This is a genomic window from Gillisella terrae (assembly GCF_004801395.1).
In the GTDB taxonomy this organism is placed as follows: Bacteria; Pseudomonadota; Alphaproteobacteria; order Rhizobiales; family Rhizobiaceae; genus Allorhizobium; species Allorhizobium terrae.
Genome location: NZ_SSOA01000001.1, coordinates 588,951 through 615,509, shown reverse-complemented (window position 1 = coordinate 615,509; position 26,559 = coordinate 588,951). Strand labels below are relative to the sequence as shown.

Sequence of the window (26,559 nt, the reverse complement as noted above, 5' to 3'; positions counted from 1 at the left end):
GTCCCTCAACCACGCCAAACATGACTATTGTAAACTGATTCCCTGAAACTAGATTAACATTTTGCTAACGGCTTTGCGCAAGCCCTAGTTTCACTTATTTGCATATCGTTTTTGCCGTTCAAAGCTTGTTCGAGGCTGACGGGCATTGTGCGCCCTTCGTATGCTCTCCAATCGGAATTGTCGTCGGGCGTTATTTTTACGATGCAAGCCTATGCAATGCTTGAAGCAACGGTGATAAAGCGACATATCCATCAGGCACATCGTGCACGAAAGCATTCACTTCGTTGATGCTTTCGTGCACTCGCCTTTTGTTTATGCATCGATTTACCCAAACTCTGCTGAAGCTGCCGTTTGGATCGATGCACTGGGAGATTTGAATATGCGCTACCTTCACACAATGGTCAGAGTAAAAGATGTTGATGCATCTCTGAAATTTTACTGTGAGCATTTCGGCATGTCCGAAGTGCGCCGAATCGAAAACGAAAAAGGTCGCTTCACACTTATCTTCCTCGCCGCCAGCGATGACTTGGAAAAGGCCAAGCAAGATATGGCCCCCTGCCTGGAGCTGACCTACAATTGGGATGCCGAGGAATATACGGGCGGGCGCAATTTTGGCCACCTTGCGTATGAAGTTGACGACATTTACGCCACTTGCCAAAAATTGATGGACAATGGCATCACCATTAACCGACCGCCGCGAGACGGACACATGGCCTTTGTTCGCTCTCCAGACGGTATTTCCATCGAGATTCTTCAAAAGAATGGTGCGCTTGAACCCGCCGAGCCTTGGGTATCCATGCCCAATACCGGTAGCTGGTAAAAGCACCGCATTTTACACGTCTTATGCCCCTTGAACCCGTTACAGTTACTGGGTTTTTGTGAAAGCTGCCCCGCAGGTGTGGGGCGGCGTCCCGCCTGACGCAAGCTAAGCGTGAGACAGTCCTTCTCAAATAAGATCCGCCGCATGCTGCTTTAAACAAGCCGTGCGCTCAGTCTGAATTGGAGAATGACATGACGTCAGGCAACATCTTGACCCGCGCGCACCCCTTGAAAACTGCGACAGCTTTGATTGCGTTCTCATTGCTTGGCAGCTGCGCAACGACAAAAACACCGCCCCCAATTGCCGACCAAGGCTCCATTGGCGATGCTGATGCCCCGCAAGTGGTGTATCGCAATAAAGGGCCCTATAAAGACCCGCTGGTTACCACCCAGCACAGTGAGCCTCAGACGCAAAGCCAGGTGACACCGGGCCACACAGCCAATATCAACGAGGCTCAAGCCGAGCCTGCGCCAGCGCGCCAGAACGTTTCAGCCAATCGCGGCGGCCTTTTCACAGCCCAAGCGCAGCCCGCCGTGCAGACAGAAGGCAATAACAGCATTGTGCCTTCGCGCATGCCGAGCCGGTCAATTCAGGCCACTGTCGCCAGTGTTTACAGCCTGCAAACGCCTTTGGAGCAGGACGCTTCAATCCAGCCCACGGAACCCGCACCCGTGATGCCGATCGAGCAACAGTCTCGGCGTCCAACAAAGGCGGAGATCCTTGCCGGACTGGCTCCCGATCCAAGCAAGCGACAGAACATGCAGAAAATCCGCGAAAGCGACGCACCAGGACAAAGCATAACCACCCAAACCGCGCCGGCACAAAACGCACCGGCAATGGCCACGCAATTGACTGCTGCTGAAACCGCGCAGTTGCAAGCCAGCATACCAACAGCCACCCCAGCTTCTGCGAACTCCACGGCCGCTAGCCAGATGGAACAGATTCAAGGCGCGCCGGAGGCAAAGGGTATGACACGGGACAGCTTTATCAAAAAATTCCTGGCGAAATTGCGCAAATAACCGAGGCTGCTGCATAGTTCCTAACATCGGAACCGATTTGAGGCAAAAATCATACAGCCGATGAAAAGCGCCCCAGCGCCGTGTGTCATGCACGGTGCCATAGGGCACGCTGCTGTAGGGCATGATGTGAAACGCAGAAATAAATTTATTATTTTCAATCGCCTGTCATTTTCCTGACAAAAATCCACACTCGCCGCTTGCCAGTTTCACCGCCTCTGCTTATAAGGCCCCACAGCACGCGCCCTTCGTCTATCGGTTAGGACGTCAGATTTTCATTCTGAAAAGAGGGGTTCGACTCCCCTAGGGCGTGCCACTGCTTCTCTCCTTATTCTTCTCCTCCTTCCTATGCCTTTTTCATCGCCCGCAGCATTCGAGCCCGGCGAATACTGGCGTCGGTCATGCATCTGCACATCATGCAGTAGGCACCAAGAGATCATTCGATTGCCAAGATCAAACATGCCATGAGCCAAAGAGAATTTTCATCGAAGATTTTTCAATTTTGTAGCAGAAAATTGAAATTTCCTCTTGCGGCGACAATCACTTCCGATTAAGAGAGCGCCACACAGCACGCGCCCTTCGTCTATCGGTTAGGACGTCAGATTTTCATTCTGAAAAGAGGGGTTCGACTCCCCTAGGGCGTGCCACTGTTTCTCTCTCCAAATTGTTCGGAAATTCAAAAAACAACGTCGCTCACGCTGCGTGATACTGGGCTCATGCCGTTATTTTTTCCTCATGTCCTGCGTTAGAAAAAAAATGCAAGCCTGTGGAAAAAGATCATTTTTCCGCTTGCCATGAATCAAGTCGATGCCTATAAGCGGCCTCACAGCACGCGCCCTTCGTCTATCGGTTAGGACGTCAGATTTTCATTCTGAAAAGAGGGGTTCGACTCCCCTAGGGCGTGCCACTGCCTTTCCTGAAATTGCACCCAAAAAATGCTCAGTATCATGGCAGCGCATCGATGAATATCGATTTATGTTGCTGAACGTATGCGTTAATTTGCCCCTATTGATCACGGGGGACGCCATGAAAAGCCATTCAATTTTGCTGTTTGCAACAATAGCTCTCGCGCTATCGACAGGAAGCGCGAAGTCTGATGAGGTCATTGATGGCTATAGCGCCTATATTGCCCAAGATGATCTCTACAATTCCAAAGGTGAGCGTTTGACGCAGCCTTGGCAGGTTATCCGGCAAGATCGCGCCAACTATCATAAATTCGGCATTCGCCAGGTCGGCGATGAGAATGACAGCTATTTCGCATCGGAAGCGAACCGCGCCACAGCAGAAGCCATGCTGGCGCAGGGCGAAATTTCACGCGCCGATGGCAAGCGTATTATGCGGGGCGACACCACGATCCACGTGATGATCTATGGTCGAGGCACGGTAGGTCGCTCGCTTCGGGTTATTGCAGAATGACCGATTATAGCATCGGCTGAAAAGTGGGAACCGGTTTTCAGATAAATCCGATGCGGAAACAAAAACTTAGAGCATCGGACTGATTCCAATTTTCTGTACGATGCTCTAAAACGCCGGAGCTGCATCGATTATGCGAATCTGAATGCGGCGGGAGCCTTGCCACACTTCGGCGCTCAGGGTTCCTGCCACATGCACAGAATCACCGCGTTTACCAAGTAGCAGATCACCAACCGGCGTTTCTTTGGCGCGAAAGGCAATGCCATCAAGACGGCTGCCGTCAGGAGCTTCCAGCGTGACTTTGACGTGATTGGTGCCGATCAGGCGTGAATCACGAATGCGATGGGCCGGAATGGCAAAAATTGGCTGAGAATGGCCGGAGCCATAGGGGCCAGCGGTTTCCAGCAGGTCAATCAGTGCCAGATTGGCACCCGATGCGCTCACCGCTCCATCAATTTTCAAGGCGCGGTTGGCGGCCAGCTCCATCACCGTTTTCTGGGATTGCTCTTCAAAGAAACTCCGCAGTTTTCCGAGATTGCCGCGCTCAACCGTCAGGCCCGCCGCCATGGCATGACCACCGCCCTTCACCAAAAGACCGTTATCAACAGCGGCTCGCACCATTTTACCCAGATCAAAGCCGGGAATGGAGCGCCCGGACCCCGACCCCTTGCCTGATCCGTCAAAAGCAATGGCAAAGGCAGGGCGCTGGAAGCGTTCTTTCAAGCGTGCTGCCAGAAGGCCCACAATGCCGGGATGCCAGCCTTCACGGGCTGTAATGATCACCGAGGCCCGCTCACCATCACCATATTCGGCCATGGCTTCGGCCTCGGCCTCAGCCAGCATCTGCGCTTCCATGGCCTGACGCTGACGGTTGAGGTCATCCAGCTGGGCGGCAATTTCCTCGGCCTCTGCCGCATCATCCAGCGTCAGCAGGCGGCTGCCCAAGGCCGCATCACCAATGCGCCCACCGGCATTGATGCGTGGCCCCACCAGAAAGCCGAAATGATAGGGTGTGACCGGTCCACCAATGCCTGCCACTTTCAAAAGCGAGGCAAGGCCTGCATTTTGCTGATGGCGGGCGGCGATCAGGCCCTTGACGACATAGGCACGGTTAAGGCCTTTCAGCGGCACCACATCGCATACGGTCGCCAGCGCCACCAGATCCAGCCACGACAGCAAATCCAGCGAACGGGCATTGGCGTGGCCAGAATCGCGCAATTGCCGAAGCGTGGCCACCAGCACCATGAACACCACGCCAGCGGCACATAAATGCCCCTGCCCTGAAAGATCATCGCCCCGGTTGGGATTGACCAGCGCCATACAGGCTGGCAGTTCATGGCCCATCTGGTGGTGGTCGATCACCACCACATCGATATTGCGGCGCTTGGCCTCTTCCAGAGCTTCAAAGCTGGTGGAGCCGCAGTCGACAGTGACAATCAATTGCGCACCGCGCTCGATCAATTGGCCAATGGCGGCGGCATTCGGCCCATAGCCTTCAAAAATACGGTCTGGAATATAGATTTCGGCATCCACGCCAAAGTGATGAAGAAATCGCCATAGCAGCGCCGACGACGCCGCACCATCCACATCGTAATCGCCAAAAATCGCAACCTTTTCGCCGCGATTTACTGCCGTCATCAAGCGCTGCGCCGCCGTATCACAATCGGTCAGGCTGGATGGATCGGGCATCAGCCCGCGAATGGTGGGATCAAGAAAGGTTTTGGCCTCAGACACCGGCACGCCACGGCCCGCCAGCACGCGAGCAACCAGCTCGGGAATGCCGTGGCTCTGCGTAATCGCAAGAGAACGGTTTAATCCGGCCTGATCCAGACGCGATACCCAGCGCTGACCACTGGCAGACGACTCAACGTTTAAAAAGGCGCGCTCAATCGGATCAACGGGTTCAAACATGGGTATCCTGCATCTCTCTTTACATCCCTGTATAAGGCGTAAAGAGAGATCGACAACCCGTCATCATCGAGAAGATGACGATAAAATTGTCAGGCAGACTTGGTGCGCTCAATACGGATCACCTGCGGTTCACCCAGCAGATAGCCCTCGCCCTTGATGGCGGCAACGGCCTGACGCACGGAATGCTCCATGGTTGCGTGGGTAACGAGAATGATGTTTTTACTCTCATCGCCAGACGCCGCCGATTTGGCGTGCTGAACAATGGATTCGAGCGAGATATTGTTCTCGGCCATGCGCGTTGCAATGCTGGCAAACACGCCAGCCCGATCGACCACGCTGAGACGAATGAAATAACCGCCCTCGTGGAGGGTCATTTCCGCCTTGGCATAAGGCTCCAGCAGATGCGCCGGACGGCCCAGGATTGGCACCTGCTGCGCGCCGGGGCGGCTCTTGGCAATATCGGTAATGTCACCCAGCACGGCAGAAGCCGTGGCATTGCCACCGGCACCGGGACCAACCATCAAAAGCTCGCCCAGAATATCCGATTCCAGCGCCACCGCATTGGTTACGCCATCCACCTGAGCAATCACCGAATCCAGCGGCACCATGGTGGGGTGCACGCGTTGCTCAATGCCGGTTGCGGTTTTGAGGGCCACGCCCAGAAGCTTGATGCGATAGCCGAGATCATGGGCGGCCTGAATGTCGTCAATCGAGATATTGCTGATGCCTTCGAGATAAATCTCGTCTGCGGCAATCTGGCTGCCAAAGGCAAGCGTGGTCAAGATCGCCAGCTTGTGGGCGGTGTCGTTGCCCTCAATATCAAAGGTTGGGTCGGCCTCCGCATAGCCAAGGCGCTGCGCTTCTTTCAGACAATCGGCAAAGCTCAGGCCCTCTTTTTCCATCCGGGTCAGGATGTAATTGCAGGTGCCGTTCATGATGCCGTAAAGGCGCGAAAAATGATTGCCGGTCAGCGATTCACGCAAGGTCTTGATGACGGGAATGCCGCCCGCAACAGCCGCTTCGTAATTGAGCAGCAGGCCTTTTTCCTCGGCCATTTTGGCAAGCGCCACGCCATGCTTGGCCAGCAGGGCCTTGTTGGCAGTCACCACATGCAAACCGCGCGCAAGCGCGGCCCGCACCGATTGGTCCGCCGCCCCTTCTGCCCCGCCAATCAACTCGACCAAAACGTCGATATCAGCGGTTTCGGCCATTTCAACCGGGTTATCAAACCACGCAATACCATCAAGATCGAACCCGCGATCCTTGCCCTTGCTGCGGGCAGAGACTGCGGTGATGGTCAATGGCCTGCCGCAGGCGATGGCCAGAGCATTTGCACGTGTTTGAACAATCCGCGCCAGAGACGCACCAACAGTACCGAGACCCGCTATGCCGATCTTAAGGGCGTCAGTCATGAAATATACCTGCTATGCTTTTGGACGTTTGGGAAGAGAGCGGCCCAGAACAGACCGCCCTTTGGGAGCCTGAGATCAACGATGAGCGTTGAGCGAGATCACATTATGCAGTGTTTCATCGGCGCTTGACATGAAACGCTTGAGGCTGCGGGCAGCCTGACGGATGCGATGCTCGTTTTCCACCAGCGCGATGCGGACATAATCATCGCCCTGCTCACCAAAGCCAATGCCGGGCGCAACGGCAATGTCAGCTTTTTCGACCAACAGCTTGGAGAACTCCAGCGAGCCAAGATGGCGGAATTTTTCCGGAATTTTTGCCCAGGCAAACATGGTGGCCGCTGGCGGCGGCACGTCGAAGCCAGCCTTGCCAAAGCTTTCCACCAGCACATCACGGCGGCGCTTGTAGATATTGCGCACCTCAGCAACGTCAGAACCATCACCGTTCAGAGCGTGGGTTGCTGCCACCTGAATAGGCGTAAACGCACCATAATCGAGATAGGATTTGACGCGCGCAAGTGCTGCGATCAGGCGCTCATTGCCAACGGCAAAGCCCATGCGCCAGCCGGGCATGGAGAAGGTTTTCGACATAGAGGTAAACTCGACGGCCACATCCATCGCACCCGGCACTTCAAGCACCGATGGAGGCGGATTGCCATCAAAATAGATTTCCGAATAGGCCAGATCCGAGAGCACAATCAGGTCATGCTTTTTGGCAAAGGCAATCACGTCCTTGTAGAAATCCAGCGATGCCACCCGCGCCGTCGGATTGGATGGATAGTTGATGATCAGCGCCAAAGGCTTGGGGATGGAGTGGCGCACAGCCCGCTCCAGCGGCGGAAAGAATGTCTCATCCGGCTCCACCGGAATAGAGCGAATAACCCCACCGGTCATCAGGAATCCAAAGGCGTGGATTGGATAGGTTGGATCGGGACACAGAATCACATCGCCCGGTGCCGTAATGGCCTGCGCCATATTGGCGAAACCTTCTTTGGAGCCCAGCGTTGCCACCACCTGCGTGTCGGGATTGAGCTTCACGTTGAAACGGCGGGCGTAATAGGCGGCTTGCGCCTTGCGCAGGCCGGGGATGCCCTTGGAGGAAGAATAACGGTGGGTGCGCGGATCCTGCACGGCTTCACACAGTTTATCAACAACGCTTTGGGGAGTCGGAAGGTCTGGATTGCCCATGCCGAGATCGATAATGTCCGCGCCACCGGCTCGCGCGCTTGCTTTCAAACGATTGACCTGTTCGAAAACATAGGGCGGCAAGCGCCGGACTTTATGAAACTCTTCCATCTCAGACCTCGTTGAACCGCGGGCACTTCAAAACCCTGCGGATGACCCGTTACCCATTCAGCCGCCCCGAAAACGGACCAATCAACTCGAGGCGATGATATTTTAGCGTATTCAACACCGATTCGCGGCTTTTATTTGCAAATTGCAACCCGAACGGCAGGAACGATGACGCCGTCTTGCGATTTGCAATGACAATTTCAGGAATGCAAGGCCTTCCCACTTTCGAAAGCGCCTCAAACGCTAAAATTTACGTCACTGCGTTTGGCCAAGCTTGCGGAATTCTTCCACCCGCTTGTTGTATTCGGTTTCGCTGATCAGGCCTTTTTTGCGCTTTGCCGCCAGGCTGGAGAGCGTATCTTCCTGCTTTTTCGCATCGTCATTCGACATCTGCTTGTTGGCCGCAGTCAAAGGCCGGGACAGATCAGGATAACCATCCGGCGTTTTATAATTGTCGGCGGGCTCCGCCTGTCCTGTCACCACCACGCTCTTGGGTGCCGTCATGGTCGATGGCTTTACGCTTGTTGTGTTGCTGGCAGCGCAGCCCGCGACAGTAACCACTGCGGCCATAACCAGCACATTGGCACACATCTTGGCACATATGCGGCGATAAGCCGCCCCGGAGACGATTGCAGTCATATTCAAATCCAACCCACTGATACGGCAGCCTTGAGCGCCAAGCTTACCACCTACTGCATAATTCCTTACACCGGAATCGATGTAAGGAATTATGCAGTAGATTAAAAGTTTTACAGCGTCCTTTGTGCACCATCTATGGTGCACGGCGCTGTAAACAGACACAACCCACACATGAAAGTCTTGTAAAATATGCAAGCCAGTCATAGCGTCATATTATCGTCTGTCTGGAACTTGTAGTCATTATCAGGCAGGATAAGCAATTATAAAAAACATTCGCGACCGAGGGGAGACGGCATTGACCACAGCATCAAACAGCGAAGGCAAGACAGGTGGTGGCCAGACCGAGCAAGAGCGCGGCAGTTTTGAAATTCCGGGCTTTGATCCCACTCTGGTCGATCCCTACATTGTCAAAGACCCGGAAGCCTTGGCGGTCAACTTTGCCAGAGCCTTGGAAAACCTTGGAAAAGCGGCCTCCACATGGATTGCGCCACGCGAAAGGGGTGAAATCACCGAGACCGGTTCTGAACCGGCGGTGGAGATGATCAAGACGCTCTCCAGTGTCAGCGAATACTGGATGGGTGATCCGAAGCGCAATCTTGAAGCACAAACGCAGTTGATGTCATCACTGTTTGGCGTGTGGATGAAAAGCTTGAACAAGCTTTCTGCCAGCGTCAACGCACCCACTCAGGCTGACACACCGCCGGAACCGATCAAGGACAAGCGCTTCGCTGATGCCGATTGGCAACGCAATCCCTTTTTCGATTTTCTCCGTCAGGCCTATCTGGTGGTGTCCGACTGGGCTGAAAAACTGGTGGAGAATACCGAAGGTCTGGATGAGCACACCCGCCACAAAGCCGCTTTTTACATGCGGCAGATGACGGCGGCGCTGTCGCCTGCCAATTTCATCATGACCAATCCGCAGCTCTACCGCGAAACGATTGCCACCCATGGCGCAAATCTCGCCAAGGGCATGAAGATGTTTGCCGAAGATGTGGCCGCTGGCAAAGGTGATTTGAAACTGCGCCAGACCGACACCAGCAAATTCGCGCTGGGTGAGAACATGGCCCTGACACCCGGCAAGGTGATTGCCCGCAGCGACGTATGCGAGGTAATCCAATACGAACCAAGCACCGAGAAGGTGTTGAAAAGGCCGCTGCTGATTTGCCCGCCGTGGATCAACAAATTCTACATTCTCGATCTCAATCCGCAAAAGAGCTTTATCAAATGGTGTGTTGATCAGGGGCATACCGTCTTTGTCATCTCCTGGGTCAACCCGGATGAACGCCACGCCAATAAGGACTGGCTGTCCTACATCCGCGAAGGCGTAGATTTTGCGTTGGACGCGGTTGAAAAATCGACGGGTGAGAAAAAGGTCAACGCCATTGGCTATTGTGTTGGTGGCACACTTTTGTCTGCGGCCATGGCGCTGCACGCCAAGGAGGGTGATACGCGCATTGCCAGCGCCACCCTGTTTACCACGCAGGTGGATTTCACCTTTGCAGGCGATCTCAAGGTGTTTGTCGATGAAGAGCAGGTGCGTAATCTGGAAGAGCGCATGCGCATCAAGGGCTATCTGGATGGCTCCAAAATGGCGACAGCTTTCAATATGCTGCGCTCATCGGAATTGATCTGGCCCTATTTCGTCAACAATTACCTGAAAGGCCAAGACCCGAGCGCCTTTGACCTGTTGTTCTGGAATGCCGATTCGACTCGCATGGGGGCTGCCAATCATTCGTTTTATTTGCGCAATTGCTATCTCGAAAACAATCTGGCGAAAGACCGGATGGAGCTGGATGGCAAAACCCTGTCGCTGAAAGACGTGAAAGTGCCGATCTACAATCTGGCCACCAAGGAAGACCATATTGCGCCGGCCAAGTCGGTGTTTGTTGGCTCCGGCTGCTTTGGTGGCCCCGTCACCTATGTGATGAGCGGTTCAGGCCATATTGCCGGTGTCGTCAATCCGCCCGACAAAATGAAATATCAATATTGGACGGGCGGTCAGCCAAACGGCGATTTTGCAGCAGTAAACTTTGAAAACTGGGTGGCAACCGCAGAGGAAAGCCCCGGCTCGTGGTGGCCCCATTGGCAGGGCTGGATTGAAAGCCTCGACAAGCGGCGCACCGCCGCGCGCAAACCGGGCGGAACAACAATGAACGCAATTGCCGATGCGCCCGGAACCTATGTGCTGGAGCGTGTTTAGCCGCGATGAAATTTGATCCAGAGCTTGTACCGGCGACACTCATTCGCCGCTACAAGCGTTTTCTGTTTGATGCGACGCTGGACAGCGGCGAAGAGATCACCGGCTTTTGCCCTAACACTGGCTCCATGCGCGGCCTCACCGCGCCCGGTTCTCGCATCTGGTTATCCATACATGATAGCCCAAGCCGCAAATATCGCTATGGATTTGAGTTGATTGAGGCTGAAAACACGCTGGTCGGCGTCAACACAGCCTTACCAAACAAGCTGGCGATTGAAGCCATTCAAGCCGGGTTGGTCAGTGATCTCGCACAATACAGCAGCCTGCGTACCGAACAGCGCTACGGCGAAAATTCCCGCATAGACCTGCTGCTCTCGACCCCGAACCGGGAAGATTGCTATGTTGAGGTCAAGAACGTCCATTTCATCCGCACAAAAGGTCTGGCCGAGTTTCCCGATAGCGTCACCACGCGCGGTGCCAAGCATCTGAATGAATTGGGCAAACTGGTGCAAAGCGGCAAGCGCGCCGTCATGCTCTACATCATTCAGCGCGATGATTGCGATGGCTTGGCAATCTGTGGCGATCTGGATCCCGGCTATGGCCGGGCTTTTCAGGCAGCCATTGCGCAAGGGGTTGAAGCTTATGCGGTAAAATGTGCGATTACCCCGTATTTTATTGCACCGCACAAGAATGTTGTCATTGATCTGAGCTATAGTGCACTCATGATATGACGTGAATGGCGGCTCCAGCAATCAACGCCAGCGCCACAATCGACAGGCTGCCCGTGGCCAGCACCCTTCCCCCCGATGCCAGCACGCTGCGGACATTGACCTGAAGGCCCAGCGCCGCCATGGACAGGGTGGTGAAAAAGCCCGACAATTGCTGCGATGGTGCCAACACCGCATGGGGCAGAAGATCAGCAGAGCGCGCCAGCAGCATTGCCAAAAAGCCAAGAATGAACCAGGGCGCAACGTGCGAGAGACGCACTTTGCTGCCCTGCCCCGTTTGCATGCCCAACAGCAACAGAACCGGCCCCAGCATCATCACGCGAACCAATTTGACCACCGTGCCCATCTGCAAGCTCATGGTGCCGAAAGATGCTGTTGCCGCCAAGACTTGCGGCACCGCATAGACCGTCATGCCAGCCAGCATGCCGTATTGACGATCACTCAGGCCGGTTTGCAAGGCAATAAAGGGCAAGAGCAACACCACGACAATGCCAAGCACGGCAGTAAAGGCGATGGATGAGGCCACATCATCGGAATCGGCGCTGATAACCGGAGCCGCCGCCATGATTGCGGAATTGCCACAAATGGAGTTACCGCAAGCCACCAGCAGCGCCAGAGGATGGGCCAAACCCAAGGCCCTGCCGATCAGATAACTGCAACTGATGGCGCAACAGACAACGAGAACAACAGCCGCGATCAATGACAGCCCGTTGCTGGCAATCTGGCTGAGGCTGATGGAGGCCCCCAGCAGCACAATCGCCACTTCCAGCACGATTTTTGCACAAAAGTGAATGCCGTCGTGCATCTTGGGCGATAGCCTGAACAGGCTGTTGATCAGTGTACCCAAGAGAATGCACCATACCAGCGCATCCACCAGCGTTTGCCCGGTCAAACGCTCCACAATGGCGGCAATACCGTAGCCGCCAAGCGCGACAGCGGCTGAAAAGCCAATTCCAGGAAAGAGAGAGATAAAACGATGAATCGGGCGCATGACCAAAACCTTTCTTGAAGCGTGCGCCCAATGTGCTCTCGCAATTCGTTTGATTCCATCGCATAATATGCGATAATTTATGCGATAAAATTACATGATCGGAACCCATGACCCTTGAACAATTGACCATTTTCATTGCCGTTGCCGAGCGGCAGCATATCACCCGCGCAGCCGAAGCCGTTGGTCTGACGCCATCGGCGGTAAGCTCCGCCATTCGATTGCTGGAAACCAATCATGACGTGCTGTTGTTTGATCGGGTTGGCCGGGGCATAGAATTGACGGGGGCCGGTCGCCTGTTTTTGGAGGAAGCCAAGGCCACCGTGGCCCGTGCCAATCGTGCGGCGCAAATGCTGGCCGAGCTTGGCGGCTTGAAGCGCGGCAAGCTGAATGTGCAGGCCAGCCAGACCGTGGCCAGCCATTGGCTGCCGCAGCAATTGATGCGTTTTCACGCTCTGTATCCAGACATCGAACTGGCGCTGACCATTGGCAATTCCACCTCGGTGGCGGATGCCGTGATATCCGGCATTGCCGAACTGGGTTTTGTTGAGGCCGATGTGTCTTCAGACAAACTGGCCCGCACACGGGTTGCGGAAGACATCATGGTTATTGTTGCAGCCCCCGGCCATCCGATTTTGACGCCGCAGGATGATTGGCCCGCAGCATTGGTTGCGACGACATGGATCATGCGGGAACACGGCTCAGGTACGCGCGCTTATTTTGAGGAAACGATGCGCGCATTTGGCATTGCATCCGAAATGCTCAAAATTGCTTTGACATTACCCTCCAATGAAGCAGTGCTTTCGGCTGTTTTGCAGGGCCATTGCGCGGCAGCCGTTTCGCACTCCACCGCAGCACCGCTGATTGATAACGGCAGCCTGCAAGCGGCACCGATTCGCCTCACCTCGCGTCACTTTTCAGCACTTCGCCACCGCGAGCGTCGCTTGAGCGAAGTGGCACGGCAATTTCTAAAATTATCCGGGCAAAACGCCGCTTTCGGTTAAGAATTCATCACAATCTCCGGTTCACCATGGACGAACTCCCTTCGGCTGCGGTATGTAAGCGCTGAAATTGGAAGCGGGACACAGAGCAAATGGTGAATTATATCGAGGCCGCAACAGCGCCGCTGAAAAACACAGGTGCTATCCGCCTTTATGGCCCGGAGGCGTTTGAGGGCATGCGCAAGGCTTGCAATGTCACAGCCCGTTGTCTGGATGCCCTGGCCCCCATGGTCAAGCCGGGCGTGACCACCAATGAGATTGACCGCTTCGTGTTTGAATTTGGCATGGACAACAATGCCCTTCCCGCCACCTTGAACTATCGCGGCTACCGCCATTCGGTCTGCACCTCGATCAACCATGTTGTCTGCCACGGTATTCCCGATGACAAGCCTCTGCGCGAGGGCGATATCGTCAACATTGATGTGACCTATGTGGTTGATGGCTGGCATGGCGATTCCAGCCGCATGTATCCGGTGGGCGAAATCAAGCGCGCCGCTGAGCGTCTGCTAGAAGTGACGCATGAGTGCCTGATGCGCGGCATTGCCGCTGTGCGGCCCGGTGCGCGCACGGGTGCCATTGGTGCGGCCATTCAGTCTTACGCCGAAGCCCAGCGTTGCTCGGTGGTGCGTGATTTTTGTGGCCATGGCGTTGGCCAGTTGTTTCACGATGTGCCGAATATTTTGCACTATGGCGAGGTCAACGAAGGACCGGAAATCCGCGAAGGCATGATTTTCACCATTGAGCCGATGATCAATCTCGGCAAACCACATGTGAAAGTGCTGGCGGATGGCTGGACAGCTGTGACCCGCGACCGCTCCTTGACCGCGCAATATGAGCACGCTGTTGGTGTCACCGCCACCGGCTGCGAAATTTTCACGCTCTCGCCTGCCGGTCTTGATCGCCCCGGCCTTCCTCCATTGCAAGGCTGAGCAATGACCAAAACGCCACGGACCCAAGGCCTGAACGAGATGGACTCAGAGCAGTTCCAAAGCGATCCAGACGGCGTTTCTTTTAACTTCGAAGAAGACGAGCGCGGCTTTTTTGCCGAGCTTGCACAAAAGCCAAAAGCGTCAAAAAGAACCTCGCCCGTCGCGACCAAGCCCGTTGATAGCAAACCAGTGGAGCATTACCACGGCCATCGCGACCGCTTGCGGATGCGGTTCAAGGACAAGGGCGATGATGCGCTGGCCGATTATGAAGTGCTGGAGCTCCTGCTGTTTCGCCTCATTCCAAGGCGCGATACCAAGCCGATTGCCAAAGCGCTGATTGATCGTTTTGGCTCTCTGGCCGGTGTGTTTGGTGCCCAACTGAGCCTGCTGCAAGAGGTCAAGGGGGTTGGCGAGGCTGTTGCTCTCGACCTCAAACTCATTTCCTCTGCGGCTCAAAGGATGTTGAAAAGCGACATCAAGGGAAAGCCGGTGCTGTCATCGTGGTCAAGCGTCATTGATTACTGTCATGCGGCCATGGCCTATGAGACAACCGAGCAATTCCGCATTCTGTTTCTCGACAAGCGCAACGCCATGATTGCCGATGAGATACAAGGGCGCGGCACGGTGGACCACACACCCGTTTATCCGCGCGAGGTGGTCAAGCGCGCCCTGGAGCTTTCGGCCACGGCCATTATTCTGGTACACAACCATCCCAGCGGCGACCCAACACCATCGCGGGCCGATATTGAGATGACAAAAACCATCATAGATACAGCCAAACCACTTGGCATCACCGTTCATGATCATGTGATCATTGGCAAACAAGGCCATGCCAGCTTGAAGGGCTTGCGGTTGATCTAACATTTCCAGCCCCAAAAATCGGGGTTTTGCATTGGTAAATGCTCAAAAGAATGATGTATGCGGCTGCGGCACACAGTTTGCCGCTATCGAACAGGACAGACGATGAAGACCATTATATCAGCCTTGGTGATAACCGCCGCGATGATCCTGGCCGTGCAGCCTGGACATGCCGCATCCACAACACCTGAGGGCGTATGTGCAAAAGAGGGCGTCGTCGCCCGTTGCGACGCTGCCAAACCGGCGCAACAGCCCATCAAGCATTCCGAACACGTTCAGCCCAAACACGTTAAACATCGGGGCAAAAATATCGACCCCATCACCACCTGCTCGATGGGCAAGAAGACCCCTTGTGTGCCTTTGAAAAAGTGAGGGATTTCCTCACAGTCTGTTCAAGAATTGCTGTTGACCTGGCGAAAATGGTGATTTCGAAAACCGGAGCGGAGCGTACTTAAGGTACGTGAGCACCGGAAGCGCAGAAATTACCATTTGCAGCCGGTCAGCGGCGATTATTGGACAGACTGTCACGCTTTCATTTCAAAGGTTCTCAGCCGTTCTGGTAAGGTTACAATCGTGTTGCAATCGACATTGGCAAAGGCCAGGCGAAGGTAGCCATCCAGAGCTGTTCCAAAAAAGCCGCCCGGCACCGTGAGGATACCGGCCCGTTTTGCCAAATGCTCTGCGACCTCCACAGAGCTTTTGCCCCCGTAGGGATGTCGCACGAAGGCAAAATAGGCCCCCATTGACGCCAAATGCCAATCTGGCAGGGCGTTGAAAGCTTGCTGCATCGCAATAGTGCGTCGGGCAATTTCGGATGCATTGTCAGCCCGCCAACCGTCCAGCACCGGCAAAGCCTTTGCCAAGGCAATCTGCGCTGCCCTTGGCGCGCAGATTTGCACGTTGTCCATCACCTTCACAATTTGGGCAATGGTGTCTTGCCCCGCAGTGACCGCCGCAAGGCGATGGCCCGGAATGGCAAAAGATTTGGAAAAACTGTAGATTTGAATCAAGCCTTCCGGCCAGCTGGCATTGGCAAACAAATCATGCGGTTTACCAAACGCAGGATCGAGAAAATCACGATAGGTTTCATCAACAATCAGCCATGCGTCATGGGCTTGGCACAGGTCGAAAATCTGTTGCAGCAAGGCCTTTGGATAGACCGCACCGGTTGGATTGTTGGGTGTGACCAGCGCCAGAACCTTTACACCTGACTGTAAGGCCGCAGTGACAGACGATATGGAGGGTAAAAAACCATCATCCGCATCGCACTGCACAGGCACGACCTCAATACCCAGCATGGAGAGCGTGGTTTCGTGGTTGAAATAAAACGGATTTGTCAGCGCGACCTTATCGCCTCTGCCTGCTAAGGCCATTACAGTGCAAACAAAAGCCTGATTGGCACCCGAGGTAATGTGAATTTGCTCCGGCCCGAAGGCCTGACCATAAACCCCTTGGAGATGATGGCAATAGGCTTGCCTGAGGGACAATTCGCCTTCAATGGCACCATAGCCGCAGGCCTCAGGCGATCCCGCCGCCTCTGCCAACCATCGCAAAAGATTGTCATGAGGCGGATGACCGGGGGCCGCCTGCGAAAGATCAATAAGAGAGCCATGCGCCCCGTCATAGCTGCGGCCCCACGCAAAAACAGCCGGAATCGGCGGCAGAGAGAGACTTGCCACGCGCGGATTGAAACAACAGGACATCAATGCACCGCCCAATTTTCTGACCCAACAATAGAATTGGGAATTTTAAATCATAGTATTTATCTAATGCATAATTGCTTAAATCGGAATCGATTTAAGCAATTACGCAATAAGTTAAAATTTCTTCAGCATCCTTGGTGCGCCAAGGAAGCAGCACAGTAATTTACAAAATTCCGGTGAGGACAAAAGCAGAATTTCGCCAAAAACAGAAACTTAACCACAAAATCAAAATATATGGATTTCTAAAATCTAGCGCACTTCAATTTGGTCTCAACGCTTTTCGTTCTATTCAATTCATAGTATAAACATGAATAACATTCACAAAACTAGATAGATTTTGCAATCTCCTGTTTATAACATAAACAGTTATCTCAAGTTTTTTTACATCTCACACTATAACCTGAACCCCAGGAAATAGATGTGCCTCATACCAATGATCAGTCATTGCGCATTTCGATTGACTATTGGTATGAGGGGGCTGAGGCAATGAATTTGAGATTTGTAACCCGTAGAGCTGTGCTCAACGGCATGATGCAGAGCGTTGTTGCCGGTGCAATGGTCACTCGTGCTTGCGCCAACCCGGCAACATCGCCCGAGACATCATTGGCTCAAACATCATTGCGCCGAACATCGCTCAATATCGCCATGTCGCTCGAACCTCCGGCGCTTGATCCCACTGCATCCGCCCCTGTTTCTGTCGGCAAAGTCACATGGAGCAATATTTTCGAAGGACTGGTGACCATTGATCGCCATGGCAAGATACAGCCGCAACTGGCCACTGAATGGACCATTTCGCCCGATGGATTAATCTACACATTCCAGCTCCGCAAAGGCGTTGTATTCCACAACGGAACGCCGCTCACGGCCAGTGTGGCAAAATTTTCGCTCAATCGCGCACGAGCACCCGACTCTGAAAATCCCCAGAAGCATTTTTTTGCGCAGTTCGATTGGGTCGAAGCACACGGCCCGCTGACACTGATCATCCATATGAAGCGCCGAAACAGCAGCCTGCTTTATTGGCTTGGCTGGCCCGCCAGCGTCATTATCGCACCGGATAGTGCGCAAACCAATGCCACCAGGCCTATTGGAACCGGACCTTTTCGGTTTTCAAATTGGAGCAAGGGCAAGACAATCGATCTGGTTGTTAATGAGCAATATTGGAATCGCTCCGAAATTGCCCTGAAAGCAGTGACATTTCATTTTATTGACGATCCGGATCTTTTGGCCAGCGGCATCAAATCGGGCACGATTGATGCTGTTCCGGAGTTCAATTCGCCTGATCCGGTCGCTCAGTTGCAACGGGATACGTCCTTGAAAGTGGCAATCGGCGTCACAGAAATGAAAGTGATTGCAGGCCTGAACAACGCGCGCAAACCCTTCAATGACTTGCGGGTGCGTCAGGCGCTGATGATGGCCGTTGACCGTTCAGCGATTATTGATGGCGGTTGGGATGGCCTTGGCACCGAAATAGGCAGTCATTACACGCCGAATGATCGTGCCTACCGCGACCTTACAGGGATCTATCCTTACGATCCGGTCAAATCCAAGGGACTTCTGGCGTCGGCTGGCTATCCGAACGGTTTCAGCTTTACCGCAAAAATCCCGCAAATGCCTTACGCGGTGCAATGTGCGCAGATCCTGCAAGCCTCTTTCGCGGAAGTGGGCGTGACAATGAAAATCAAGACCGCATTGTTTCCAGAGGTTTGGACCCGCGAGGTGTTTGATAATGCCGACTATGACATGACCATTATGGCCCATGCTGAACCCATGGATATCGGAATATTTGCCCAGCAGAAAAACTATTTCAACTACCACAACCCCGCCTTCAACGCCGTTCTCGATGCAATAGAGCAAACCACCGATGCGAAAGAGCAAGACTGGCTCTATGGCGAAGCACAAACCATGCTGGCAAAAGATTTACCCGCGCTGTTTCTGTTCGCGCTGCCTAAAATTGGCGTGTGGAACGCAAAACTCAAAGGCATGTGGGAAAATGAGCCCATGCCCTCAATTCCCCTTTCTCACGTTCGCTTCGACGATTAACCCCAACCCGAAACCAGATATTTAAAATTAAAATCAAGAGATTAATTCAAAATATTGAATCAGATTGCACAGGACTTGAATCATTTTATGAACTGCGACCATCAGCGTAAATTGGCAATTACCTTTTTCTGCTCCTGAAAATGCATGCCCGTTAAATTCTGGTCTTATGTGCAGCGCAATGTAAAATAACGATTCAGTTAGAATCCTCGGGTAATATGAGGATCATCAGCCCCAAGCTGAAACAGCGCCAGACAGGATAAACCATGTACCAGTATGATCTCGTTGTCATCGGCAGCGGCCCCGCCGGCCGCAGGGCCGCCATTCAAGCCGCAAAGCTGTCGAAGTCAGTTCTGGTTATTGAGCGCGGAGGCCGGGTTGGCGGCGTCTCTGTTCACACAGGTACTATTCCGTCAAAAACATTGCGTGAAACGGCGCTCAACCTCACCGGCTGGCGTGAGCGCGGCTTTTATGGTCGCTCCTACCGGGTGAAGCAGGAAATTAGCGCCGCTGACCTACGCCGCCGCCTGCTGATTACACTTGATCATGAAGTGGATGTGCTTGAGCACCAGTTCTCGCGCAATCGCGTCCAGCAAATGCGTGGCACGGCGAGATTCCTTGATGCGAACACGCTTGAAATCAAAAAAGACGATGGAGAAATTGCTCAGGTCACCGCCGCCGCCATTCTGCTGGCTGTGGGCACGCGGCCCCATCGGCCAGAGCATATTCCGTTTGATGGCGAAACCATTCTCGACAGCGATGATATTTTGAATATCAAGGATGTTCCGCGCTCCATGATTGTGATTGGTGCGGGTGTCATTGGCATCGAATATGCGACGATTTTCAGCGCGCTGGATACGCAGGTGACGGTGGTTGAACCACGCGACAGCATGTTGGACTTTATCGACAAGGAAATTGTCGAGGACTTCACCTATCAGCTTCGCGATCGCAACATGAAGCTGATTTTTGGCCAATCTGCCGACAAGGTGGAAAAAGACGATGGCAAGTGCCGTGTAACTTTGAAAAGCGGCCGCGTGCTCAATGCCGAAATGGTGCTGTTTGCGGCCGGTCGCGTTGGCGCAACCGATACACTCAATCTGGCAGCCTGCGGGTTGGAAGCAGACAACCGCGGCCGCCTCAAAGTCAACCCGGAGACTTTCCAAACTGCTGTGCCCAATATCTACGCTGCCGGTGACGTGGTCGGCTTTCCAAGCCTTGCCTCGACCTCCATGGAGCAGGGTCGCATTGCCGCCCGTCATGCCGTGGGTGCCCATTCCAGCGAGCCACCGCAATATTTTCCCTATGGCATTTATGCCGTGCCGGAAATTTCCACCTGTGGCCTGACTGAAGAAGAAGTGCAGCAACGCAACATCCCCTATGAATGCGGCATTGCCCATTTTCGCGAGACCTCGCGCGGCCATATCATGGGGCTGGATAGCGGCATGCTGAAAATGATCTTTTCGCTCAAAACCCGCCGCCTGCTGGGCGTGCATATTGTTGGCGAGGGTGCCACAGAATTGGTGCATATCGGCCAGGCCGTTCTAAATCTCAAAGGCACAGTCGAATATTTTGTCGAAAATACCTTCAATTACCCAACCTTGGCTGAAGCCTATAAGATTGCAGGTCTGGACGCCTGGAACAGAATGGGTGAACTGGTGAAAAAGGCTTGAATTTTCAATCCAAAATTTTGCCTCGACCTCAAAATTGAAGACAGAATTGTGCGCCTCACAAAACGCAGGTTTGCCAGTTCTACTGCATAATTGCTTAAATCGGAGTGGATTTAAGGTGAAAATTATGCAGCAGATTAAAAGTTCTACAGCGCCGTGCGCCATATGTGGTGAGAGGCGCTGTATTGTGAGGCGAAAATATAAATTGGACAGGCAGCAATAAGGCTGATATAAGTAGCTTGTCGATAATTGTTTGTTTGATATTGTTGTTGCTGGCACTCTGTGCAACTCTGACGAAATTACCCTTCAAAAATCGAAGCGAATGAGGTCCGCGTATTGCGCGGCCTTTCCTATAATCTTGCTATTGAAAGGGTTCGTTATGACCACTGGCACAGTAAAATGGTTTAATTCCACAAAAGGCTTCGGCTTCATTCAGCCAGACGACGGCAGCGCCGACGTTTTCGTGCACATCTCGGCCGTAGAGCGCGCTGGCATGCGCGAACTCACCGAAGGCCAAAAGATTGGCTTCGAGCTGGAGCGTGATCGCAAGTCGGGCAAGATGTCCGCAGGTCAGCTTCAGGCTGCCTAATACGATTTTTGTTGCCGGTGACCACGGATGTACTGGCATCAACGCGACAAGAATGAATCATGAGGTCAGGCATCTTGCCTGGCCTTTTTTTTACTGCGCCGACCACCAGATATGGCGCGCAAAAGACGCTGTTGCGCTTTTAATCTGCTGCATAATTTTCTCCTTGAATCGATTCCGACTTAAGAACTCTGCGGCAAGGCGCTGTCTTTTTTCCAACACAGGAAACACCCATGACTGACCACATCAGCAAGAACCGTGAACGCGCCGAAGCCGCCTTCAGCCTCACACAGACCCAGCACCTGTCACGCAATCGCGTTGTTTCGGAAATAGACGCCGTTACAATAGCGCGCAATGAAAAGACGGCGCGCTTGCGGGCTTTGCGCCTTGAGCAAGATGCAATGATCCTCGCTCAAGTCGCAGCAAAATCAGACAAGGACTGACGAACGTCTAGAATCAGGTGTCAGCTTGGATTTTCCAAACTGAACATTTCTGAATGTTCGTCATAGGCAAACAGCTCGGCATAACGCGACCAGGACACCACCGTTTTCAGCGTTTCCGCTGCCTGATCTTCCTGCATGTAATCTTCCAGCTCTGTTCGAAAGCGCATGGCCGGTGCTGTGTGCGATGGCCGCTCGTCCAATACGCGGCGAATGAGCCCGACAATTGGCACATAGGCCACCAGATGCTCGGCAAAGAGCTTTTTGCGCGCGTCCGTATCCATATGGGCAAAGCGCTTGCCAATCTCGGTTAGCACCAGATCCCCTTCACTCATCTGCGCAAACCGCAGCAGTTGCAGCGCCTCACCGAGGTGAAATATCTCTTCCGTGCCCAATTGCAGGGCACTGGCCAGCACCGGCAGATCGGCTTTGCCATTGTAATGCGGCCCGGCAACAGCCTCAATCAAGCCTGAAAGCACGTTGGTGGAGACGTGCTCCAAAACCATGCCGACACCTGTGCCATGAATGCCGTCCATGGCAGGTTGGCGTGGTTCGGCCCGATTGGTCATCTGTGCGTAAATGCTGTCAACCAATTGCCGAAAGAGCGGATCAAGCCGGTTACGCGGATGCGGCAGATCGACCTTCAACTCCGATGCCACACGACCCGGATTGGAGGAAAACACCAGAATGCGGTCGCACATCAACACCGCTTCTTCGATGTTATGGGTGACGATCAGCACGGATTTAATCGGCAGGCGACCTTCGATCCAGAGATCGATCATGTCTGTACGCAGTGTTTCGGCGGTGAGCACATCAAGAGCCGAGAAAGGCTCATCCATCAACATCAGATCAGGATGCACCACCAACGCCCGCGCAAAGCCAACGCGCTGACGCATGCCGCCCGACAATTCCTTAGGGTAAGCATTTTCAAAGCCGTCAAGGCCAATCAAGTCGATGGCGGCCAGCGCACGCGCGCGGCGCTCTGTGCTATTCACCCCTTGCGCTTCCAGCCCCAGCTCCACGTTTTGCAACACGGTGAGCCATGGAAACAGCGCGAACGACTGAAAAACCATGGCAATGCCATCGGGCGGGCCAACAATATCCTTGCCTCGGCTCTGGGCCTTGCCCGAGGACGGCGGAATAAGACCGGCAATGATGCGCAAAAGCGTGGACTTGCCAGAGCCGGACCGCCCCAGAAGGCCAACAATTTCGCCTTCCTTGATGGTCAGATCAACATTTTCCAACACAACCACATCTGTACCACTGCCCTTGGGAAAAGAGCGGCTGACCTGATGGATGTGAACGAGCGGAGCCTTGGTGGACAGATCAGACATGGGCGCGATCTTTCAGGATAAGAGTGTTCAAAACAACGAATCTGATCATGGCAAGCGCCTCACCATGATCAATTGACACGAAGGCGACGCTCGCCAAGCTCATAGAGTGGACGCCAAAACAGGCGATTGAACAGCGTGACAAACGTGCACATCACGATGATACCAAGCACAACCCGCGGAAAATCGCCTTGCGTGGTGGCATTGGCGATGTAAGAGCCAAGCCCAGGCGTTGAGAGCTGCGTGGTGCCCCAGCTTGCCACCTCAGCTACAATGGAAGCATTCCATGATCCGCCCGATGCGGTAATGCCGCCCGTGACATAATAGGGAAACACGCCCGGCAGCACGACCTTGAACCACCAGCGCCAACCCTTGATATGGAAGCTGCGCGCCGCCTCTTTCAAATCGCCCGGAAAGGCCGAGGCTCCCGCAATGACATTGAACAGGATGTACCATTGCGTACCAAGGATCATCAGCGGGCTGAGCCAGATATCGGCATTCAAACCATAGCGGACAATCACCACCACAAAGACCGGAAAGGCCAGATTGGCCGGGAAAGCCGCCAAAAACTGCGCCAAGGGCTGCACCCGTTCTGCCAGCTTTGGCCGCAGGCCAATCCACACGCCAATGGGCACCCAGACCACGGTGGCAAGCACAATCAGCACAATCACCCGTAGCAGCGTGATAAAGCCATCGAAAACCGCAACACCCACCTCACCCCAGCCGATCGTGCCACGCAGATAATTATAGCTGAGATAGGCTGCAAACATTGCGCCGATGAAAATCAGCGTCACCCACAAGCGATCAACCACCACCGATGGCTTGGCTTGCACGCTTGGTGACTTGAACACCGAAAAAGATGGAAAACGAAGGTTCCAGATCAGGTGGCTGATCCAGCCAATCGGTGCTGTCAGCACACGAATAATCCGCGCGCGGCGCAAAAGATCCAGCATCCATGATCTCGGCCCCGGACCAGAAGACGTCGTTTCAAACCGGAATTTGTCGGCCCAGGCCACCAGCGGGCGAAACAGAAACTGGTCATAGATGACAATCACAGCCAGCATTGCCGCAATGGCGTAGCCAATGGCCCAAATATCCTGTTGTTTAATGGCAAGTGCCACGTAGGAGCCAACACCGGGCAATGTCACGGTCGTATCGCCCACCGTGATTGCCTCGGAAGCAACCACGAAAAACCATCCGCCCGACATGGACATCATGGCATTCCACACCAATCCCGGCATGGCAAACGGCACATCAAGCCGCCAAAACCGCTGCCAGCCACTGAGATGGAAGCTGCTTGAAACCTCTTCCAGATCGCGAGGCTGACTGCGCATGGATTGATACATGCTGAATGTCATGTTCCAGGCTTGGCTGGTGAAAATGGCAAAGACTGATGCCAGTTCCGCGCCCAGCACCCGACCGGGAAAGAGATTGAGAAAGAATGTGACGGTGAATGTCAGAAAGCCCAGAATGGGCACTGACTGCAAAATATCCAGAATGGGAATCATCACCATTTCAGCCCGACGGCTTCTGGCGGCAATGGTGGCGAAGATAAAGGTGAAGATGAGCGAAAACACAATGGCCAGCAACATGCGCAGCATGGTGCGCACCGCATAAAGCGGCAAATTTGCCGGATCAAGCGACAAGGGCGCAACATCAAGCGCTGTCAATGGTTCTGTCGAAACGTCAGCACCATAGGCAATGAGAACGACTACCCCAATGACCAGCAGCAGCGCCATTACGTTCCAAAGGCTAAGAAGCAGCGACTGGCGAACCGCGAGCGGCGCATGTTTATGAGAAGCCATAGTGAAGTCCACCAAGGGAGAAGAAGGGAGACGGCGGCAGGAAAAAAGCAGGCGAAATTCTGTCAGTCACGTGGCGTGCATAACGTCAAGAGCGTGACATCATCGTGACAGAAACCGGGCCCACATCAATCAAATTTGCGTGTACCGCTGTAAATACGAGGCGGAATTGATCTGCTTAACACAACAAAACCTCTGGTCATTGGGAGCGCTATAAACTGTATTGACAGACATGATCGCAACCAAGTATGCGATACAAACGGTAATGGATTCTGCCGGGCATAACGCTAAACCGCTTTCTCGATAAAGCTGATGACTCCTACTCAACACGCATAAGCGTAGGAGTAGACGTGTGCCAAAAATCCAGACCTCTTATATCCCCAAATCTTATCTATCGCAGTTCGGAGCGCATCCTATGATGGCGTTAACGCAATCTATCGCCCCTCACCTCAAACGCATTCCCGAGATAATAAAATGGAACGCCATTCTTCTGGCCATGTCCATCACCGTTGGCAGCCTTGTGGCTGCATTTCTCTGGGGGCTGGATCAAGCAACGCGCACGCGCTTTGAATATCCCTGGCTCATCTACTGCATGCCGGTGGCAGGCTTTCTGATGGTTTATGCCTATCAGAAGTTTGGCGCGTCGGTGGAGGCTGGCAACAATCTGATTATTGATCAGATCCATCAGCCGGGCGGTGGCGTGCCGGCCCGCATGGCCCCTTTTATTCTGGTTACGACCGTGCTGACCCACCTGGTTGGCGGCTCTGCGGGGCGTGAGGGCACGGCGGTGCAAATGGGTGGCAGCTTGGCCAGCGCCTTTGCCCGCACCTTCAAGCTCACTTACGCAAACACCCGCATCCTGTTGATGGCGGGGATTGCTGCGGGCTTTGGTGCGGTGTTTGGCACCCCGATTGCCGGTGCCGTTTTCGCCTTGGAAGTGCTGACCATTGGGCGTATGCAATATGACGCCTTGCTGCCCGCCCTTGTCGCTGCACTGGTTGCAGACTGGACCTGCCATGCCTGGGGCATTGGCCATGTGCATTACGCGATATCCTTCGGTGCAGGTGCTGCACCTGCAAGCTTCAATCTTGATGCCAGTTTGCTGATCAAAACCGCTATTGCTGGTGTTGCCTTTGGTCTTGCAGCACGCCTTTTTGCCACCTCAGCGCATACAGCATCTTCGCTCTATAAGAAAATATTGCCCTATGCGCCGCTGCGGCCGGTGCTGGCCAGCCTCATCCTGCTCTCGCTGGTGTATCTTCTCGGCACACGCAGCTATCTCGGCCTCGGTGTATGGTCGCCCAACCCGGATGACATCACCATCACCACCTTCTTTAATGCTGCCCACGCGGATTACTGGAGCTGGGCATGGAAGCTGATTTTCACAGTAATCACCCTCAGCGCAGGCTTCAAAGGCGGTGAGGTCACGCCACTGTTTTTCATCGGTGCTGGCCTTGGCAGCGCCGTTGCAGGTGTGCTCGGCGCGCCTCTGGATCTTTTCGCAGGCCTTGGGTTCGTGGCCGTGTTTGCTGGCGCAACCAACACGCCCTTGGCCTGCCTGATCATGGGGATTGAGCTGTTTGGTGCCACCCATGCCGCCTATCTCGCCGTCGCCTGTTTTGTCGCCTATCTGTGCAGCGGACATGTTGGCATTTACAAAGCGCAAAAATTGGGTGTGGCGAAACTGGCTTTGAAACTGGAGCCGGAGATGCCTGCGCCTAAATCCTAATGCATATCGCGTTTTATTGTCCTCAATAAAACGACAGCGTACATGCAACACAACAAGAGATA

At 53.9% G+C, this 26,559-nt stretch carries 22 protein-coding genes, 3 tRNA genes and 1 riboswitch; of the genes, 17 read left to right on the top strand and 8 right to left on the bottom strand.

Translation table 11 applies throughout. The annotated features are described in order from the left end of the window. Positions 1-379: 379 nt before the first annotated feature. From gloA to E6C51_RS02835, 6 genes are all read left to right on the top strand, one after another. Positions 380-820, top strand: a complete 441-nt coding sequence (gene gloA / locus E6C51_RS02860; RefSeq protein ID WP_146931269.1) for a lactoylglutathione lyase — start codon at positions 380-382, stop codon at positions 818-820. 191 nt (positions 821-1,011) lie between these two features. Beyond that, positions 1,012-1,839: a hypothetical protein gene (locus E6C51_RS02855; RefSeq protein ID WP_190234949.1), complete on the top strand. Its 828-nt coding sequence runs from the start codon at positions 1,012-1,014 to the stop codon at positions 1,837-1,839. 238 nt (positions 1,840-2,077) lie between these two features. Beyond that, positions 2,078-2,152 (top strand) — tRNA-Glu (locus E6C51_RS02850). A 256-nt stretch (positions 2,153-2,408) separates the two neighbouring features. Next, a tRNA-Glu gene (locus E6C51_RS02845) sits at positions 2,409-2,483 on the top strand. Positions 2,484-2,668: 185 nt separating this feature from the next. Next, positions 2,669-2,743, top strand: a tRNA-Glu gene (locus E6C51_RS02840). Between the two features lie 119 nt (positions 2,744-2,862). Further along, positions 2,863-3,252, top strand: coding sequence for a hypothetical protein (locus E6C51_RS02835; RefSeq protein WP_190234948.1), 390 nt, complete (start codon positions 2,863-2,865; stop codon positions 3,250-3,252). A gap of 105 nt (positions 3,253-3,357) precedes the next feature. On the opposite strand, the gene recJ is transcribed toward E6C51_RS02835, so the two are convergent. The 4 genes from recJ to E6C51_RS02815 form a co-directional block, all read right to left on the bottom strand. Further along, entirely contained in the window at positions 3,358-5,160 is a 1,803-nt protein-coding gene (gene recJ / locus E6C51_RS02830) for a single-stranded-DNA-specific exonuclease RecJ (protein WP_190234947.1), read from the bottom strand. An 89-nt stretch (positions 5,161-5,249) separates the two neighbouring features. After that, entirely contained in the window at positions 5,250-6,572 is a 1,323-nt protein-coding gene (locus tag E6C51_RS02825; protein ID WP_190234946.1) for a homoserine dehydrogenase, read from the bottom strand. A 75-nt stretch (positions 6,573-6,647) separates the two neighbouring features. After that, positions 6,648-7,865, bottom strand: a complete 1,218-nt coding sequence (locus E6C51_RS02820; protein ID WP_146930741.1) for an LL-diaminopimelate aminotransferase — start codon at positions 7,863-7,865, stop codon at positions 6,648-6,650. Between the two features lie 252 nt (positions 7,866-8,117). Continuing rightward, positions 8,118-8,501, bottom strand: a complete 384-nt coding sequence (locus E6C51_RS02815; RefSeq protein WP_190234945.1) for a hypothetical protein — start codon at positions 8,499-8,501, stop codon at positions 8,118-8,120. Between the two features lie 367 nt (positions 8,502-8,868). On the opposite strand from E6C51_RS02815, the gene E6C51_RS02810 reads away from it, so the two are divergent. Together E6C51_RS02810 and sfsA are read left to right on the top strand one after the other, a co-directional pair. Next, positions 8,869-10,701: a PHA/PHB synthase family protein gene (locus tag E6C51_RS02810; protein WP_230987045.1), complete on the top strand. Its 1,833-nt coding sequence runs from the start codon at positions 8,869-8,871 to the stop codon at positions 10,699-10,701. A 5-nt stretch (positions 10,702-10,706) separates the two neighbouring features. Then, positions 10,707-11,429 (top strand): DNA/RNA nuclease SfsA, encoded by a 723-nt coding sequence (gene sfsA, locus E6C51_RS02805; RefSeq protein ID WP_190234943.1) that lies wholly within the window; start codon positions 10,707-10,709, stop codon positions 11,427-11,429. On the opposite strand, the gene E6C51_RS02800 is transcribed toward sfsA, so the two are convergent. After that, positions 11,419-12,417, bottom strand: coding sequence for a YeiH family protein (locus E6C51_RS02800; protein WP_190234942.1), 999 nt, complete (start codon positions 12,415-12,417; stop codon positions 11,419-11,421). The two genes, sfsA and E6C51_RS02800, sit on opposite strands and share 11 nt — an antisense overlap. Positions 12,418-12,524: 107 nt before the next feature. Between E6C51_RS02800 and E6C51_RS02795 the strand changes: the two genes are divergently transcribed. From E6C51_RS02795 to E6C51_RS02780, 4 genes are all read left to right on the top strand, one after another. After that, positions 12,525-13,418 (top strand): LysR family transcriptional regulator, encoded by an 894-nt coding sequence (locus E6C51_RS02795; protein ID WP_190234941.1) that lies wholly within the window; start codon positions 12,525-12,527, stop codon positions 13,416-13,418. 89 nt (positions 13,419-13,507) lie between these two features. Continuing rightward, complete coding sequence (map, locus tag E6C51_RS02790; RefSeq protein WP_146930759.1) at positions 13,508-14,344, top strand: type I methionyl aminopeptidase; 837 nt, start codon at positions 13,508-13,510, stop codon at positions 14,342-14,344. Between the two features lie 3 nt (positions 14,345-14,347). Then, positions 14,348-15,205: a RadC family protein gene (gene radC / locus E6C51_RS02785; RefSeq protein WP_190234940.1), complete on the top strand. Its 858-nt coding sequence runs from the start codon at positions 14,348-14,350 to the stop codon at positions 15,203-15,205. Between the two features lie 102 nt (positions 15,206-15,307). Then, positions 15,308-15,574 (top strand): hypothetical protein, encoded by a 267-nt coding sequence (locus E6C51_RS02780; protein WP_190234939.1) that lies wholly within the window; start codon positions 15,308-15,310, stop codon positions 15,572-15,574. 152 nt (positions 15,575-15,726) lie between these two features. On the opposite strand, the gene E6C51_RS02775 is transcribed toward E6C51_RS02780, so the two are convergent. Then, positions 15,727-16,905, bottom strand: coding sequence for an aminotransferase (locus E6C51_RS02775; protein WP_190234938.1), 1,179 nt, complete (start codon positions 16,903-16,905; stop codon positions 15,727-15,729). Between the two features lie 420 nt (positions 16,906-17,325). On the opposite strand from E6C51_RS02775, the gene E6C51_RS02770 reads away from it, so the two are divergent. The 4 genes from E6C51_RS02770 (at position 17,326) to E6C51_RS02755 (ending at position 21,638) form a co-directional block, all read left to right on the top strand. Next, positions 17,326-18,945 carry an ABC transporter substrate-binding protein gene (locus E6C51_RS02770; protein WP_230987025.1) on the top strand — a complete coding sequence of 540 codons (1,620 nt, stop codon included), beginning with the start codon at positions 17,326-17,328 and terminating at the stop codon, positions 18,943-18,945. A gap of 263 nt (positions 18,946-19,208) precedes the next feature. Further along, positions 19,209-20,612 (top strand): Si-specific NAD(P)(+) transhydrogenase, encoded by a 1,404-nt coding sequence (gene sthA / locus E6C51_RS02765; RefSeq protein ID WP_146930774.1) that lies wholly within the window; start codon positions 19,209-19,211, stop codon positions 20,610-20,612. A gap of 376 nt (positions 20,613-20,988) precedes the next feature. After that, the gene (locus E6C51_RS02760; RefSeq protein ID WP_146930777.1) at positions 20,989-21,198 is read left to right on the top strand and encodes a cold-shock protein; all 210 of its coding nucleotides are present in this window, start codon (positions 20,989-20,991) and stop codon (positions 21,196-21,198) included. 230 nt (positions 21,199-21,428) lie between these two features. Further along, entirely contained in the window at positions 21,429-21,638 is a 210-nt protein-coding gene (locus E6C51_RS02755; RefSeq protein WP_146930781.1) for a hypothetical protein, read from the top strand. 20 nt (positions 21,639-21,658) lie between these two features. Here the strand turns inward: E6C51_RS02755 and E6C51_RS02750 are convergent, their stop codons facing one another. After that, positions 21,659-22,969, bottom strand: coding sequence for an ABC transporter ATP-binding protein (locus E6C51_RS02750; protein WP_146930784.1), 1,311 nt, complete (start codon positions 22,967-22,969; stop codon positions 21,659-21,661). A 68-nt stretch (positions 22,970-23,037) separates the two neighbouring features. Continuing rightward, entirely contained in the window at positions 23,038-24,771 is a 1,734-nt protein-coding gene (locus tag E6C51_RS02745) for an ABC transporter permease (RefSeq protein WP_146930787.1), read from the bottom strand. Positions 24,772-25,020: 249 nt separating this feature from the next. Continuing rightward, positions 25,021-25,097: riboswitch (Fluoride riboswitch) on the top strand. 86 nt (positions 25,098-25,183) lie between these two features. Here E6C51_RS02745 and E6C51_RS02740 point away from each other — a divergent pair. Then, a complete protein-coding gene (locus E6C51_RS02740) occupies positions 25,184-26,497 on the top strand; it encodes a voltage-gated chloride channel family protein (RefSeq protein WP_330999741.1) in 1,314 nt (437 codons plus the stop codon). Positions 26,498-26,559 lie beyond the last annotated feature (62 nt).